Source organism: Pseudomonas syringae group sp. 247E2, assembly GCF_032587795.1.
Taxonomy (GTDB): Bacteria; Pseudomonadota; Gammaproteobacteria; order Pseudomonadales; family Pseudomonadaceae; genus Aquipseudomonas; species Aquipseudomonas amygdali.
This window is the reverse complement of record NZ_JAWHPK010000005.1, coordinates 169,347-185,296: the sequence shown is the minus strand read 5'-3', so window position 1 is coordinate 185,296 and position 15,950 is coordinate 169,347. Positions and strand designations below refer to the sequence as shown.

At 59.3% G+C, this 15,950-nt stretch carries 14 protein-coding genes; 7 read left to right on the top strand and 7 right to left on the bottom strand.

All coding sequences use genetic code 11. The features are described from left to right. The first annotated feature begins 3 nt into the window (after positions 1-3). Together RYC18_RS06825 and RYC18_RS06820 are read left to right on the top strand one after the other, a co-directional pair. A complete protein-coding gene (locus RYC18_RS06825; RefSeq protein WP_316884592.1) occupies positions 4-882 on the top strand; it encodes an SMP-30/gluconolactonase/LRE family protein in 879 nt (292 codons plus the stop codon). A gap of 82 nt (positions 883-964) precedes the next feature. Then, positions 965-2,287, top strand: coding sequence for an MFS transporter (locus RYC18_RS06820; protein WP_316884590.1), 1,323 nt, complete (start codon positions 965-967; stop codon positions 2,285-2,287). Positions 2,288-2,434: 147 nt separating this feature from the next. Here RYC18_RS06820 and RYC18_RS06815 read toward each other — a convergent pair whose 3' ends face one another. From RYC18_RS06815 to RYC18_RS06790, 6 genes are all read right to left on the bottom strand, one after another. Then, positions 2,435-3,388: a sugar-binding transcriptional regulator gene (locus RYC18_RS06815; protein ID WP_316884588.1), complete on the bottom strand. Its 954-nt coding sequence runs from the start codon at positions 3,386-3,388 to the stop codon at positions 2,435-2,437. 81 nt (positions 3,389-3,469) lie between these two features. Then, positions 3,470-4,270 carry an SDR family oxidoreductase gene (locus RYC18_RS06810; protein ID WP_316884586.1) on the bottom strand — a complete coding sequence of 267 codons (801 nt, stop codon included), beginning with the start codon at positions 4,268-4,270 and terminating at the stop codon, positions 3,470-3,472. Positions 4,271-4,300: 30 nt separating this feature from the next. Further along, positions 4,301-5,065, bottom strand: a complete 765-nt coding sequence (locus RYC18_RS06805) for an SDR family oxidoreductase (RefSeq protein ID WP_316884584.1) — start codon at positions 5,063-5,065, stop codon at positions 4,301-4,303. Positions 5,066-5,096: 31 nt separating this feature from the next. Further along, positions 5,097-6,626, bottom strand: coding sequence for a sugar ABC transporter ATP-binding protein (locus RYC18_RS06800; protein WP_046832687.1), 1,530 nt, complete (start codon positions 6,624-6,626; stop codon positions 5,097-5,099). Between the two features lie 15 nt (positions 6,627-6,641). Beyond that, positions 6,642-7,574: a sugar ABC transporter substrate-binding protein gene (locus tag RYC18_RS06795; RefSeq protein WP_316884581.1), complete on the bottom strand. Its 933-nt coding sequence runs from the start codon at positions 7,572-7,574 to the stop codon at positions 6,642-6,644. 63 nt (positions 7,575-7,637) lie between these two features. Next, the gene (locus tag RYC18_RS06790; RefSeq protein ID WP_316884579.1) at positions 7,638-8,642 is read right to left on the bottom strand and encodes an ABC transporter permease; all 1,005 of its coding nucleotides are present in this window, start codon (positions 8,640-8,642) and stop codon (positions 7,638-7,640) included. A 360-nt stretch (positions 8,643-9,002) separates the two neighbouring features. Here RYC18_RS06790 and RYC18_RS06785 point away from each other — a divergent pair, with 360 nt between their 5' ends. From RYC18_RS06785 to RYC18_RS06770, 4 genes are all read left to right on the top strand, one after another. Then, the gene (locus RYC18_RS06785) at positions 9,003-9,839 is read left to right on the top strand and encodes a transketolase (protein ID WP_005753658.1); all 837 of its coding nucleotides are present in this window, start codon (positions 9,003-9,005) and stop codon (positions 9,837-9,839) included. Next, positions 9,829-10,761 carry a transketolase family protein gene (locus tag RYC18_RS06780; protein ID WP_316884575.1) on the top strand — a complete coding sequence of 311 codons (933 nt, stop codon included), beginning with the start codon at positions 9,829-9,831 and terminating at the stop codon, positions 10,759-10,761. The genes RYC18_RS06785 and RYC18_RS06780 overlap by 11 nt, the downstream gene beginning before the upstream one ends. Positions 10,762-10,791: 30 nt before the next feature. After that, complete coding sequence (locus RYC18_RS06775) at positions 10,792-12,267, top strand: FGGY-family carbohydrate kinase (protein ID WP_316884656.1); 1,476 nt, start codon at positions 10,792-10,794, stop codon at positions 12,265-12,267. 392 nt (positions 12,268-12,659) lie between these two features. Continuing rightward, positions 12,660-14,282 (top strand): methyl-accepting chemotaxis protein, encoded by a 1,623-nt coding sequence (locus tag RYC18_RS06770; protein WP_122358955.1) that lies wholly within the window; start codon positions 12,660-12,662, stop codon positions 14,280-14,282. Between the two features lie 141 nt (positions 14,283-14,423). Here the strand turns inward: RYC18_RS06770 and RYC18_RS06765 are convergent, their stop codons facing one another. Continuing rightward, positions 14,424-14,759, bottom strand: a complete 336-nt coding sequence (locus RYC18_RS06765; protein ID WP_005753663.1) for an ArsR/SmtB family transcription factor — start codon at positions 14,757-14,759, stop codon at positions 14,424-14,426. A 59-nt stretch (positions 14,760-14,818) separates the two neighbouring features. Between RYC18_RS06765 and RYC18_RS06760 the strand changes: the two genes are divergently transcribed. Then, the gene (locus tag RYC18_RS06760; RefSeq protein ID WP_316884571.1) at positions 14,819-15,910 is read left to right on the top strand and encodes an NADH:flavin oxidoreductase/NADH oxidase; all 1,092 of its coding nucleotides are present in this window, start codon (positions 14,819-14,821) and stop codon (positions 15,908-15,910) included. The last annotated feature ends 40 nt before the right edge of the window (positions 15,911-15,950 follow it).

The following is a 15,950-nucleotide window of genomic DNA, read 5'->3' as shown; positions in this document are numbered from 1 at the left end:
AAAATGCGTATCGAAATCGTTGTCGACGTGAAGACCACGCTGGGCGAAGGCCCGGTCTGGGATGTCGAGCAACAGCGTCTGTACTGGATCGACAGTTTCGACGGTCGTGTTCTGCGCTGCACGGATGATGGGCGCGAGTTACGAGCCTGGGATGTCGGCCAGAAAATCGGTTCCATGGCCTTGCGCAGGAGTGGCGATGCGGCGCTCGTTGCGTTGCAGACGGGTATCTACAACCTTGATTTGCCGACCGGTGATATCGAGCTGATAGTCGACCCCGAACCGGGGCTGCCCGGCAATCGGCTCAACGATGGCAAGGTGGATCGGCACGGCCGGTTCATCGTGGGTTCAATGGACACTCGGGAGGATCAGGCCAGCGCGAAGCTGTATCGCCTCGACCCGGACCTGAGCCTGCACACGCTGGATGAAGGCATCATCGTGTCCAACGGCCCGTGCTGGAGCCCGGGCGGTGAAACCTTTTATTTCGCTGACACCTGGTCCGGGGATATCTGGGCCTATGACTACGACAACACCAGCGGCGCGGTCGCCAACAGACGAACCTTTGCCAAGGTCGACACCTCAGCAGGAGGCGCGGCGGATGGCTGCACCGTCGATGCCGAAGGTTGCCTGTGGCAAGCGCTGGTCTACGCCGGAAAACTGGTGCGCTACACCCCGGACGGGCAGGTGGATCGCATCATCGACATGCCCGTGAAAAAAGTGACGAGCCTGACCTTCGGCGGACCGAACCTGGACACGCTGTATGTCACCTCCATGGCCAGGCCGCCGTTGCCACGCTTTCCGGAAGATGGCCAGCAACGCGGTGCCTTGTTTGCGATCACCGGGCTGGGCGTGCAAGGCATCGCTGAACGGCGCTTTGCGAGTTAACCCGTCAACAGACTCAACCTGAACGTTAAGGACGACTGACCCTTTCTCGCTTGGGCGTGCTTGGCACGCCTGGAGAGTTCCCATGCCAAATAACAAGAATGCGTCGCTGGGCAAGATTCACCGGTTTTCGTGGGTGTCGTTGTTGGTCTGCTGGATGATCTGGATTCTGAATGCCTATGATCGCGAGATTGTATTGCGCCTGGGGCCGACGATCTCCAAGCATTTCGACTTGTCTGCTGACCAGTGGGGTACGGTGGCCACCGTCGTCATGCTGGCTTTGGCCGTTCTCGATATTCCAGGCTCCATCTGGAGTGATCGTTACGGCGGTGGCTGGAAGCGGGCACGCTTTCAGGTCCCATTGGTACTGGGCTACACCGCATTGTCCTTTCTCTCAGGCTTCAAGGCGTTGAGTGGCAGCCTTGCGAGTTTCATCGCCTTGCGCGTGGGAGTGAACCTGGGGGCTGGCTGGGGCGAACCGGTCGGGGTCAGTAACACGGCTGAATGGTGGCCGGTGGAACGTCGCGGTTTTGCTCTGGGCGCCCACCACACCGGTTACCCCGTCGGCGCGATGCTCAGTGGCATTGTCGCCAGCTTCGTGATCAGCACCTTCGGCGAAGAAAACTGGCGTTATGTGTTCTTCTTCGCCTTCGTGGTGGCTCTGCCGCTGATGATCTTCTGGGCGCGCTACTCGACGGCCGAGCGCATCACCCAACTGTATGTGGACATTGCCGCCAAAGGCATGACCCCGCCGGACAGCACGCCGTCGACCAACGTCAAAGGCCAGGTCTGGAAGTCAGTGAAGGCCACGCTGAGTAACCGCAACATCGCGCTGACAGCCGGTAACACCATGCTCACGCAGGTGGTGTACATGGGGGTGAATATTGTCCTGCCAGCCTATCTGTACAACATCCTCAACCTGTCGTTGGCCGAATCGGCAGGAATGAGCGTCGTATTCACGCTGACGGGTATCCTCGGGCAACTGATCTGGCCTTCGTTGTCGGACATCATTGGTCGGCGCATAACTCTGATCATTTGCGGCCTATGGATGGCGGTCAGTGTTGGTGCCTTTTACTTCGCCAACACCATCCTGATCGTCATCGCCGTGCAACTGCTTTTCGGCCTGGTCGCCAATGCCGTCTGGCCCATCTACTACGCGGTTGCGTCCGATTCTGCACAACCCTCTGCAACGTCGACCGCCAACGGCATCATCACCACAGCGATGTTCATCGGCGGCGGTATTGCACCGGTACTCATGGGCACACTGATTTCCATGGGCGGCGGCTGGACCAGCCTCAGTGGCTATACAGTGTGCTTTTTCGTGATGGCGGGCTGCGCGCTGGGCGGGGCGTTTCTACAACTGTTTTCTCATCGGCCGGAAGTGTTGGCGGTGCAGCGCGAAGTGTGAGGCTGGCGCCGACTTTTCATACAGAACCCAAGACGCAGGCCAGGGAAAAAGATGTTTAAAGGTCTGCCTATTACTGCTCCGCAGGATGTGTGTAGGGCTAACACGTGTAGCCCTACAATAATATGCAGGAGAAGGGGGGATTTTGGCTCAACCCGCCAACCCCCGCGCAGTCACCAAATCCGTAATCAACACATCCAGATACCCCCCCAACAACGCTCCTCTGATCGCCTGCACCTTCCTCACCCCCCCAGCCAACCCCAGCACGCGATTGATCGACCGCAGCTTCGGCAAGCCCATCGACACCACAAACTCTTCATCCTCTTCCAGCACCGGTTTGCCTTGGGCATCAAAATACCGCAGGCAGATATCACCCACCGCACCCCGTTCAGCGAGCACGCGCAGCATGTCTTCGGTGTAGTAGTTACCGCTGTTGCGCAGCAGTTGTGACGGTTCGAGTTCGCCAATACCCACGATGGCGAGGGTGATGCTGTCGAAGCGCTGGAGGACTTCTTTGACTTCTTCCATTTCGACGATGCGCTGTTTGCTTTCTACCGATTGCTCGATGCTCTGCGACGGCAGCAGGAAGGCGGGACAGTTGAGGAGGGTGGCCAGGCGCTGGGTAAGCAGGGTGGCTTCAAAGGCACCTTTGTTGCCGACGCCACCGAGCAGTTGCACGACTTCCTGGGCACTTTGTTTGCCCGGTTGGGGGTGCATGTGGCTGACCATCGCGCGGATAGTGCTGCTCCAGGAGGAGATACCGATGTGGTCCTGAGCGCTAAGGCTGGTTTCCAGGTAATGCGCGGCGGCCGAGCCGATGGCTTGTTTGATGCTTTCTTCGTTGTCCGGTTCGGTGGCTTCGACGACGATTACCTGACGTATGCCGTACAGGGACTGCAAGCGGCTTTCCAGCTCCAGATGCAGGCCTTGCGGGCGCATGACGGTGATTTTCACCACGCCTTCCTGCAACGCACGGCGCAGGGCGCGGCTGATGAAGGATTGGGACAGGTCGAGGCGGGTGGAAATCTCGGACTGTTTGAGTCCTTCTTCATAATAGAGGCTGGCGATCTTGCTCATCAGCCGTTGTTCTTCGATCTGGCTCATGCAGGCCCCAAAAAATGATAGCGATATCCAAAGTGGCGGCGAGGATACCAAACTGGCAGCGGGTCGTGCCTGCCACAGCGGTCAGGACATGATCAGCCCGCCGTCGATATTGATCGCCTGACCGGTCAGGTAGGCGGCGTCATCCGAGGCCAGGAATGCGACCAGCCCGGCGACGTCCGAGGGCTTGCCGGCGCGACGCATGGGGATGTTGCGGACCCACTCGGCCATCAGTTCGCCCTTGGCATAGCGCTTTTCTTCGGTGCCGAGGATTTCGCCCCACACGCGGTCGTTGTAGTCCCACATTTCGCTTTCGATGATGCCTGGGCAGAAGGCGTTCACCGTGATGTTGTGCCGCGCCAGTTCCAGCGCCAGGCTTTGGGTGATGCCGATCACACCCATTTTGCTCGCGGCGTAATGTGGAGTGTAGATGAAGCCCTGACGGCCCTGGCCTGAGGATGTGTTGATCAACCGCCCGCTGCCTTGTCTGACCATGTAGCGGGCGGCTTCCCGGCAGCCGAGCCAGACGCCGGTTGTATTGACCTGCAGGACCTTGTCGAAGTCTGCGCGGGGCATTTTTTCGCAATGGTCGATGGTGATGATGCCGGCGTTTTGCACCGACACATCGATGCTGCCGAAGCGCTCGTGGGCGGTCTGGTAGAGGCGCTGTATGTCGGCTTCATCGGTAACGTCGATGCCCAGCGCCAAGCTGTTGACCGAATATTCGCTGGCCAGTTGTTCAGAGGTGAACGTCACTCGCTCAAGGTCGTTGGAGGCGAGCACCAGATTGGCACCTTCCTGAGCGAAACGCTCGGCAATGCCTGCGCCGATGCCTCGGCATGCGCCGGTGATAACCACGGTTTTACCGCTAAAACGTTGATACATGAGTGTGCTCCAGTGATGGGCAGGGCGGGCTCACCAGCAGACAAAGCCGCCGTCCACCAGCAGGTCGACGCCGGTACAGAACGATGAAGCCTGACTGACCAGAAAGACCGCCGGGCCGACCATCTCGTCCACGCTGGCCATGCGTCCCATGGGCGTGGTCTGTTCGAATATCTTCACTTGCTCGGCCACTTCCGGTCTTGAATTCATGGGCGTGGCGGTGTATCCGGGGCTGATGCAGTTGACCCGTAAACCCTTGTCCGCCCATTCCATCGCTAGGCTTTTGCTGAGGTGAATGACGCCCGCTTTCGAGGCGTTGTAGTGGGCTTGCAGCAACCCACGATTGACGATACTGCCGGACATCGAGGCGATATTGACGATGGCGCCTTTTCCGCGCGGCAGCATGACCGCCGCCTGGGCCTGGCAACTGAGAAAGATGCCGGTGAGGTTGATGTCCAGCATGGTTTGCCAGCGTTGCAGTTCCAGGTCTTCGGCGGCCTGTGCGTTGGCGATCCCGGCACAGTTGACGGCCACGCTGAGCGCGCCCAGTTCAGTCTCAGTGCGCGCGATGGCTGCATCCAGCGTCGCGCGGTCGGTGACAGTACCTTGCAGCGCAAGCGCGCGTCGGCCCAGTGCGTTGATGCGTTCTACGGTGTCGCCGATGCCCGCGCTGCCTGGCAAGTCAAAGCACGCCACATCAGCACCGGCCTCGGCAAGGCCGACTGCAATGGCCTGGCCAATGCCACTGCCGGCTCCAGTCACAAAGGCCACCTGGCCGTCCAGACGAAAAAGTTGCATGTCATTCTCCACGTAATCAGTGTGTTGGCTCTCAGGCGGTGGCCATTTCCATGACTGACACCGGTGTCGCTTCGCCACGTTCAAGGATGCCCATTTGCCTGCCACGGCTCATGACCATGACCCGGTGTGACAAACCCAGCACTTCGTCGAGGTCGGAACTGACCACGATCACGGCCATGCCGGTTGCCGCCAGCTCGGCGATCACCTCGTAGATCGCCGCCCGCGCACCAACGTCGATGCCTCGGGTCGGCTCGTCGAGAATGAACACCTTGGGGTTGCGGGCCAGCCATTTGGCAATGATGACTTTCTGCTGATTGCCGCCGGACAGGCTGTCGATTCGCTGCTCGGGCGCGCCTTTTACGCCGAGGCGCGAAATGGCGTTTCGGGCAAACGCGTGCAGGCTCTTTGGCGATACCCAGTTGCCGCTTCGCAGCAGGTCGGTGTTGCCGTAGACCAGGTTGTCTTCGATACGGTGCTCGACCACCACGCCTTGCTGCTTGCGGTCTTCAGGCACTAGCACCACGCCCGCCTGAATCGCTTGCGAGGGTGAGTGCAGTTGAACGGTTTCGCCATCCAGTTGCATGTGCCCCTGAATATCCCGGGCTGCGCCCGCAATCACCCGAATCAGTTCGGTTCTGCCCGCGCCAACCACTCCGGCGATGCCGAACACTTCACCGGCGCGTACGCTGAAGTCGATGCCATGCAAGGCGAACTCGCGGCAGGCGAGGTCCTTGACCTGCAGCATCACTCTGTCCTGCGGCGCTTGCAGGACGGGGAAGATACGTTCCAGGCTGCGCCCGACCATTTGTTCGACCAGTTCGCGCACCGGCACCTGCGCGGTGGCGTGGAGCGCAATCTGGCGGCCATCGCGCAGTACCAGAATACGGTCGGCGATTCGTGCGATTTCTTCCAGACGATGGCTGATATAGATGAACGACACGCCTTCAGCCTTGAGGCGCTCGACCTGTTGAAACAGCAGCTCGGTTTCTTCACCGCCAAGAGCGGCGGTGGGCTCGTCGAGAATCAGCAGGCGTGCGTTCAGGGTCAGGGCTTTGGCGATCTCGACCAGTTGCTGTGCAGCGACGCTTAAACCCTCGACCTTGCGCGAAGCTGACACGTCGAGGCCGAGGCGTTCCAACTGCTTCTGTGCCTGCGCTTGCATGTAGTCCCGGTCGACCTTGCCGTGGCGCATGGGCAGCCGCCCGACAAAGATGTTTTCGGCAATCGACAACTGCGACAGCAGGCGAATCTCCTGATGAATCAGGCCGATGCCAGCGCCCAGCGCCGCCCCCGGCGAGGCTGGCGCATAATCCTCGCCGAGCCAGCTCATGGAGCCTCCCGCTTCAGGCTGCACGAGGCCCGCGATAATCGACGACAAGGTCGATTTGCCTGCGCCGTTTTCACCGAGCAGGGCGAGCACTTCACCTGGCCGCACGTCGACATTGATCTGTGAAAGGACCTGCACCGGGCCGTAAGTCTTGCCAATGTTACGCAGGCACAGCACTGCTGCAGGTGTGACCTCAGGGTTATGGCGCGTCGGGTTATCCAGAGCAGCTTGCATGGCGGACTCCGTGGCTCAAGGGTGCTGTTGCAGGAAAGGCGCGACGTTGTCTTTGGTGGTCAGCACGGTTTCCAGCAGTTGTTCCTTGGGCACGGCTTTGCCAGCCTTGAGGTCAAGTGCGGAGGCAACGGCCATGCGCCCCATCTTTTGCGTCTGCTGGGTCATGGTCGCTTGCAGCAGGCCGCTTGCCACCGCCTTGAGGCCTGCCACGTCGCCGTCAAAACCGACTATGACCACCGGTTGCCCGAGGTTGGCGACTTTTACCGCCTGTGCAGCACCGAGGGCCATCGCGTCAGCGCGACCGAAAAAGACGCTGATGTTCGGGTCACGCTGCAACAGGTCCTGAGCGACTGCAAAGCCTTTGTCCTGCGCCCATTCGGCAGGCTGTTCGGCAACGACCTTGAGGCCGGGAAAGCCTTTCAAACCTTCCTGGAAACCTTTCGCCCGGTCGTTTTCCGGGGTTGTGCCCAACTGCCCTTGAAGGATGGCGATGCGGCCTTTGCCGCCAGTCACCTTGCCAACGTATTCGGCAAGCGTGCGCGCACCGGCCACGCTGTCGCTGGCAATAAATGTGTCGCCGGGCGCGTCAGGCGCATTGCGGTCCACAGCGATTACCGGAATCCCGGCAGCCTTGGCGGCCTTGACCGGCACGCCAGCGGCAGTGGCACCTGCGGGAATGTAGATCAACGCGTCGATCTGGCGGGTGATCAGGTCCTCGATCTGGCTGACCTGAGTCGATGAATTGCCCTGCGCATCGACGGTAATGATCTTCACCCCGCGGGCTTTGCCTTCGGCTTCGACCGACTGTTTGATCTGGTTGAAGAAGTCAGCCTGCAGATTGGCTACGGCCAGGCCGATGGTCAGCTCTTTGGCCCAGGTCGGGCCTGCTGTGGTGAGTGTGGCGGCGGCCAGGGCCGTGGCGAGGAGCAGTTTTTTGGTCATGAACATGGCGGTGACTCCTGATTTTATTGTTGGGGATGTCAACATCGGTCAAGCACAAAACGACAACGCTTAGTGGGCACTGTTGGAGCGACGACGCAAGGTATCGATGGTCACGGCGAGGGCAATGACCACGCCGATAACGACCTGTTGAATGAAGGGCGAAACGCCAAGCAGGTTGAGGCCGTTGCGCAGCACGCCGATGATCAATACACCGACCAGCGTGCCACCGACGCTGCCGACACCGCCGCTGAGACTGGCACCGCCGATAACCACTGCGGCAATGGCGTCCAGTTCCAGCGTCAGCCCGGCGCTGGGTTGCGAGGAGTCGAGGCGGGCGGCCATCGTCACAGCGGCGATGCCGGCAAGCGCGCCGCTGATGGCGTACACCCATAAAGTGATGGCTCGCACCTTGATCCCTGAAAGCCTCGCTACTTCAGGGCTGCCGCCAATGGCGTACAGGTTGCGCCCACCGGCCCGAAAACGCAGGAATACCCAGGCCACGCCCAGCATGACCAGAAACAGCCCGACTGTGGCCGACAGAAAGCCGAAATGGCGCACGGTGGCCAGGCTGGTGAACCACTCCGGGTAACCGACGATCTGCCGGCCTTCGGTAAGAATATTTGCCAGGCCTCGGGCGACCGACATCATCGTCAGCGTGGCGATAAAAGCGGGCAGTCTGGCGTAGGTAATCAGCAAGCCGGACACCAGCCCGGCGAGCATGCCGGTCGCTATGGCTATCGGGATCGCCAGGCCCAGCGCCAGGCCCTGGCCCTGATACAGCCAGCCCAGCATCATCATCGAAAACGCCAGCACCGAGCCAACAGACAGGTCGATGCCGCCGATGACGATCACCGCCGTCATGCCGATGGCGAGAATGCCCAGCACTGTCACTTGGTCAAGGATGTTCAGACCGTTGCGCAGGGTGAAGAAGAATTCGGAGCTGAAGGAAAAGACCACCAGCAGCAGGGCCAGGCCAATCAATGGCCCACCGATGTTGTCAGGCAACAGCTTGAGCAACCACGCCCGGCCTGACGGTTTTGCGGCAGCCTGATGAGCAGGGGCTTTGGCGTCCATGGGGGTCTCCGGATTTATTGTTGTTGGAGTTTGTTCTGGCTGCCTGAATATATATGCATGCCTGACTGTTAATTCAGATTCCATCTCCGGCTGAGCAAAGTCAAGCGGTTTAATTTTCTTCAATCCTTGCGAATACACCTCAAACGTCCCTGTGAGCCTCAAGACAGAGCCTCGCGCAGCTGATTCAAATGTCGTCGGCAAAAAATGTAATCAACGTTTTTTGATTTTTCAGGTGCGCGCCTGCTTGACCTGCTGAGCGATCAGCGTCTAAATATAAATATATTTTCAGCTGTGAATAAATATTCAAGTGCTTTTCAGAATAATGAATCACCGCGTGGCTAGCCCCGCAGGAGCCGCTCCATGAATGCCTTCCGCTACGATGCCCAGCAGATCAAAGAACAGGCACGCCTGATCAGGCGTAATGTCATCACCCTCAATGCCGGATCGCCTGCGGGAGGGCACACGGGGGCCGACCTTTCGGAAACCGACATTCTTGCAACCCTGTATTTCCGTATTCTCGATATCAGCCCCGAGCGCATCGAAGACCCGGCGCGCGATATCTACATCCAGAGCAAAGGCCATGGCGTCGGTGGTCTGTATTGCTGTCTGGCCCAGGCCGGTTATATCCCCGAAGCGTGGCTGCCCGAGTATCAGCATTTCAATTCGCGTCTGCCGGGCCACCCGGTGCGGCAGAAAACGCCGGGCATCGAGCTCAATACCGGTGCGTTGGGCCACGGTCTGCCGGTTGCGGTAGGCCTGGCGCTGGCGGCGAAGATGTCCGGTAGCACCAAACGAATCTACGTGCTGACCGGCGACGGCGAACTGGCGGAAGGCTCGAACTGGGAGGCGGCAATGGCAGCCGCCAAGTACGGCCTGGACAACCTGTTTGTGATCGTCGACAAGAACAAGCTGCAACTGGCGGGCCTCACGGCAGAGATCATGCCGCTGGACCCGCTGGATGAGAAATGGGCGGCGTTTGGCTTCACGGTCAGCGAATGCGATGGCAACGATGTCGGGCAACTGGTGACGGCTCTGGAGCAGATGCAACTTCGCAAAGGCGCGCCTCAGGTGCTGATCGCCCACACCATCAAAGGCAAGGGCGTGTCGTTTATCGAAGGGCGATCCGAATGGCACCACCGGGTGCCGAAAGGTGATGAAGTCAGCGCAGCACTGGAGGAGTTGAATCATGTCGAGTGAGCATTTTGCCAGCGTGATGGTGGACGCGTTTATCGCGGCCGTCGACGAAGGTCTGGACCTGGTACCAGTGGTCAGCGACTCGACGTCCACCGCCAAGATCGCCCCCTTCATGCAGCGTTTTCCGGAGCGGGTAATCAATGTCGGCATCGCTGAGCAGTCGCTGGTCAGTGTGGCAGCGGGCCTGGCGCTGGGGGGCAAGATCGCTGCCACCTGCAACGCTGCGCCGTTCCTGATTTCCAGGGCCTGCGAGCAGGTCAAGGTTGACGTCTGCTACAACCAGGCCAACGTGAAAATGTTCGGGCTCAATGCGGGCACCAGCTATGGGCCGCTGGCGAGTACCCACCATTGCCTGGACGACATCTCGGTCATGCGCGGCTTTGGCAACGTACAGATTTTCGCGCCGTCCGACCCGCTGGAGTGCCGGCAGATCATTTATTACGCCCTGCGTTATCACGGCCCGGTGTACATCCGCCTTGATGGCAAGCCGCTGCGTGAACTGCATGACCCCAGCTACCGCTTCGTACCCGGAAAAGTCGATATTCTGCGCCGTGGTTCAGACCTGACCATCGTCGCGCTGGGTTCGGTGGTGCATGAAGCGGTAGACGCTGCGGCGCGGTTGGCGGAGCAGGGGCTCGACGCGCAGGTCATCAACCTTTCTTCGATTCGTCCACTGCAACGTGATGCGCTGCTCAACGCCTTGAGCGGCAGTCGCGGGGTGATTACTGTCGAAGAACATAACATCAACGGCGGGCTCGGCAGCCTGGTGGCTGAATTGCTCGCCGAGAACGCGCTGGGCATCACCCTGATTCGCCTGGGCATCGGTGACGGTGAGTACGCAGCAGCCGGTGCCCGTGAACCCACGCGTGCCTTGCACGGCATTGATGTGGACGGCATTGTCGCGGCCGCTGCACGTTTGCGTTAGGGGCATTTCTGCATGTCGAGTAACCAGACCATGAATGAAAACTCTCCGCTGATTCTGGCCATCGATGAAGGCACCAGCAATGCCAAGGCCGTGCTGGTCAACGAACAGGGGCAAGTCGTCGCACGTGGTTCACGGCCCTTGAGCATCAGCCACCCGCAGGCCGGTTATTCGGAGCAGGACCCATTGCTGATCTGGCAAGCCACGCTTGAGGCCATCGCAGATTGCATGACTGGTCTGCAGCGCCCGATCAGCGCACTGGCCATCAGCAACCAGCGCGAGTCGGTGGTGGCGTGGGACCGGGCCAGCGGGGCACCCTTGTCGCCTTGCATCAGTTGGCAATGCCGTCGTTCCTTGCCGCTGTGCACCGAGCTGCATGCCCAAGGCCATGAAGCCATGATTCTGAGCAAAACCGGGCTGGCCCTCGACCCGATGTTTTCCGCTGGCAAAATGCGCTGGATTCTCGATCACCTGGACAATGGTCACGCTCGTGCAGCAGCAGGGGAAATCTGCCTGGGGACCATCGACAGCTGGTTGCTCTGGAAGCTCAGCGCAGGGCAAGCTTTCGCGACCGATTGCTCCAACGCGGCACGTACCCAGCTGTTCAACCTGCATACTCGCTGCTGGGATCCGCAATTGCTCGAGCTGTTCTCAATCCCTGCTGCTGCACTGGCCACGATTCAGCCCAGTGCTGGCCTGTTTGCTCATACCGTGGCGGTCGGCGGGCTGGACGCGGGTATTCCGATTCTGTCGATGATCGGCGATTCGCATGCTGCACTCTACGGGCAGGGCGGTTTTGCCCCCGGACTGGTCAAGGCGACCCTGGGCACCGGCTCTTCGCTGATGACGCCAATGGTCGGGCCCATCGCCTCCAGCCATGGGCTGTCGACGACAATGGCCTGGCATGATGGCGTAGCGTCGACTTATGCAATGGAGGGCAACATCGTACACACCGGCGCAGCGGTGCAATGGGCCGCGCGACTGGTGGCCGGAGAATCCATAGATGCCCTGAGCGAACAGGCCACGCAATTGGCCGACAATGGCGGTGTCTACTTTGTACCGGCGCTGTCCGGACTGGGCGCGCCACACTGGCAGGCTGACGCCCGCGGGCTGATCTGCGGCTTGACCGAAGGGGCTTCCGGCGCCCACATCATGCGCGCTGCGCTGGAGTCCATCGGTTATCAGATTCGCGATGTATTCGATGCGATGCAGGCTGACATCGGCACGCCGCTCAAAGAGCTTTGGGTGGATGGTGGGGCAACCCGCAATCGCTGGCTCATGCAGTTTCTGGCAGATCTGTTGCAACGCCCGGTGATCCGCAGCCTGTCGCCGGAAGTCTCGGCGCTGGGTGCCGCGCACCTGGCGGGCAAAGCCCTCGGCCTCTGGAATAACGCCGCCGACCTGCAAGCGCTGGAAAGACAGCGCGAACGCTTTGACCCCGTTCCCGGCAGGAATCTGCAGGGTTTGTATCTGGAATGGAAGGAAGCGCTGCGGCGGGTCGTATGTTGAGCGATTAGTATGACTTTTCCCAACTAAGGGTGCACGTGACTCACCGATAGTCTCCGCTCAACAAGGCGCAAAAGAGTCATTGCACCGCGCATGTCCAAACTTATATAGAAAATAATAACGTTTTTCCAACGTCAATATTTTAGCGAATTCGTGTGCGAAAAATTTACAGGCTGGTCGTCATTTAAATTATTTTCTTCAGCCTTATCATTAGGTTGACTAAAACAGCATGCCATTTATGCAGTGTGTTTAAAGCCGGACCCTAAAGTTACGGAAAGCACGGGCGACAACACAGATGTCGAAACGACATCGCTCGCGCAGAATAGTTCCACCACCTCTGTCGACTAGATAGCTCATCACCCTGCCACGGACAGGCACGGCTAAGGATTAACATCATGTTCAGCAAGCTCAGCATCTCGCAAAAGCTGTACTTCAGTTTCGTTGCTATAGTCGTTCTAATCGCCGTGCTGGTGTTCAGTGCCTACAGAGGCTTCGAGCAGGTTGAGGACGCTACTAACAGCAACGTCCATACCTATCAGGTACTCAGTGATGCACAACTGGCTCTTGAGCAACTAATCAATATCGAAACGGGTATGCGAGGCTTTGTTATCGCCTCGAAAGATGCCTTTCTGGAGCCGCTGTTAGCAGGTGAAAAGCGTTTCACCGAAGAGCTCGATTCGCTCAAGCGCCTGACCGCCGATAACCCGGAACAACAGCGTCGTCTGGCCTCGCTGGGTGAAACTCAGAAGCGCTGGCTCGATGAAGATATCCATCCGATCATCGCCCTGCGCCGCGACCTGACCGCTCGCAACATGTCCGATGACGAGCTGGACAATCGCATTACCTCCGGTGCCGATAAGGCCAAGATGGACAGCATGCGTGCCTTATTGGCTGAAATCAGCGCCACCGAGAACAAGCTTCTGGTGGAAAGAACCCAGAATATGTTGGACGCCAAGCATTTCGCTATCATGATTCTGATGTGTGGCGGCCTTGCGGCAGCGCTGCTCTCGGCTATTCTGGCTACCGCATTGGGGCGCAGCACCACAGCACGCCTGCAATTGGCCATCGATGCTGCAACGGCAATTGCCAATGGCAAGCTGGACACAGTGATCGACACCAGCAGCCACGACGAACTGCCGAAAGCGTTTGATCGTATGCAAAACCGCCTGCGTGAGATGATTCAACAGATCAGCCAGGCGGCTAATCAGCTGGTACTTGCCGTGCAACAGATCTCCGGTGCTTCCGAGCAGCTTTCCGGTGCAATTCAGGAACAGTCGACGTCTGCGTCGATGATGGCGGCTACCATTGAAGAGCTGACCGTCAGCATCCACCACGTTTCCGAAAATGCCGATGAGGCGCATCAACTCGCCAGTCGTTCGGGTCAGCAGTCAAAGGATGGTGCGCAGGTCATCGAAAATACGCTGTCCAGCATGAACGGCATTGCCAAGACCGTGCAGCTGTCGTCAACACAGGTCGCAGGCCTGGGTCAGCACTCCGAGCACATTTCATCGATCATCAGCGTGATTCAAGGCATCGCCGACCAGACCAACCTGCTGGCGCTCAACGCCGCTATCGAAGCGGCTCGTGCCGGTGAGCAAGGTCGCGGCTTCGCCGTGGTTGCCGATGAAGTACGCCTGCTTGCACAGAACACTGGCAAGTCCACCAAGGAAATTGCCGGAATGATCGAGAAAATTCAGGCAGGCGTACGCGAAACGGTCGAGAGCATGCGCAGCGGTGTTCAGGAAGTGAATCAGGGTGTGGAGATGGCTGGCACGGCCGGTCAGGCCATCATCGAGATTCGCGACAGTTCGGGCAAGGTTCTGCAAGTGGTCGACCAGATATCCTTTGCACTGCGTGAGCAAACCGTAGCCAGCCAGGATGTGGCACGCAACGTCGAGCGTTCTGCGCAAATGGCCGAACAGAACAACATGTCGGTTCAGGAACTGCTCAAGACCAGCGGCGGGCTGAAAAACCTGGCCACCAGTCTGCAGATGGAAGTGGGGAAATTTCAGCTGTAATGCAGTTGCGTAAGCGGATCGGTAAATAGATTCGCAGCAGCAAAGAAACGCCCGGTATCAGGCAATTGACTGATACCGGGCGTTTTCGCATTCATGCAATGAAGTGACAGCACAGGTGCTCAGGAATGACGCCTTGCTGCTTTACCGCTGCGCCAGAACACTCCCCAACAACCCGGGAAACCGGCTCTCCAGCACCTGCGTGCGTAACGAATTCATGTGCGTGGTGCCGATGTTTCGCGTCTGCACGAGCCCTGCATCCCGTAAAACGCGAAAGTGGTGGGACATGCTGGATTTCGGCCGGCCGCCGTCCAGCTCACCGCAAGTGGCTTCGGCGACACCCGCAAGGTAGCGCACAATTTCCATGCGCACCGGGTCGCTCAAGGCGTAGAGCACGCGTTCGAGGGTGAGGTCTTCTGGATCAGGGTGTTGGAAGGTTCGCATGGTGCGGATGATATCAAGGCTTCCGTTGATTGCCATAGTTCGATTACCATCGAATAACTGAAATCAAAAGTCATCTGGCCTACGGGAGCTTTTCAATGTCTGCATTGTTCGAACCCTTCAAACTGAAAGACGTGACGCTGCGTAACCGAATCGCCATTCCTCCGATGTGCCAATACTCGGCAATCGACGGGGTAGTCAATGACTGGCACCACGTTCACCTTGCCAGTATGGCGCGTGGCGGTGCAGGTTTGCTGGTGGTTGAGGCCACCGCGGTTGCACCGGAAGGGCGCATCACCCCCGGTTGCACCGGTATCTGGAACGATGAGCAGGCGCAGGCGTTCGTGCCGATTGTCAAAGCCATCAAGGACGCAGGTTGCGTGCCGGGCATCCAGATCGCCCACGCAGGACGCAAGGCCAGCGCCAATCGTCCATGGGAAGGCGACGACCACATTCCCGCTTCCGATTCGCGCGGTTGGGACACTATTGCGCCTTCCGCTATTGCGTTCGGTGCCAACCTGCCGAAAGTCCCGCGCGCCATGACCCTGGAAGATATCGCCCGCGTTCGTCAGAACTTCGTCGATGCCGCCCGTCGAGCTCGTGATGCGGGCTTTGAGTGGATCGAACTGCACTTTGCCCACGGTTATCTGGGGCAGAGCTTCTTCTCCGAGCACTCCAACCAGCGCACCGATGAATACGGCGGCAGCTTCGATAACCGCAGCCGTTTCCTGCTTGAAACGCTGGCAGCGGTGCGTGAAGTCTGGCCGGAAAACCTGCCATTGACAGCACGCTTTGGGGTACTTGAATACGACGGTCGTGACGAACAGACCCTCACCGAGTCCATCGAGCTGGCGCGTCGCTTCAAGGCTGGTGGTCTGGATCTGTTGAGTGTCAGCGTCGGTTTCAGCACGCCAGACGCCAACATTCCATGGGGGCCTGCGTTCATGGGGCCAATTGCCGAGCGTGTGCGCCGTGAAGCAGATATTCCGGTGACCAGCGCCTGGGGCTTTGGCGAGCCGAAACTGGCAGAAGACGCGGTTAAATCCGGCCAGCTTGACCTGGTTTCGATAGGCCGTGCGCATCTGGCCGACCCGCACTGGGCGTACTTCGCAGCGAAAGAGCTGGGTGTCGAAAAATCGGCCTGGACTCTGCCTGCGCCTTACGCTCACTGGCTTGAACGTTATCGCTGAGCCAGTGTGACGACCGGGGCTGCATCGATCTACATCAGCC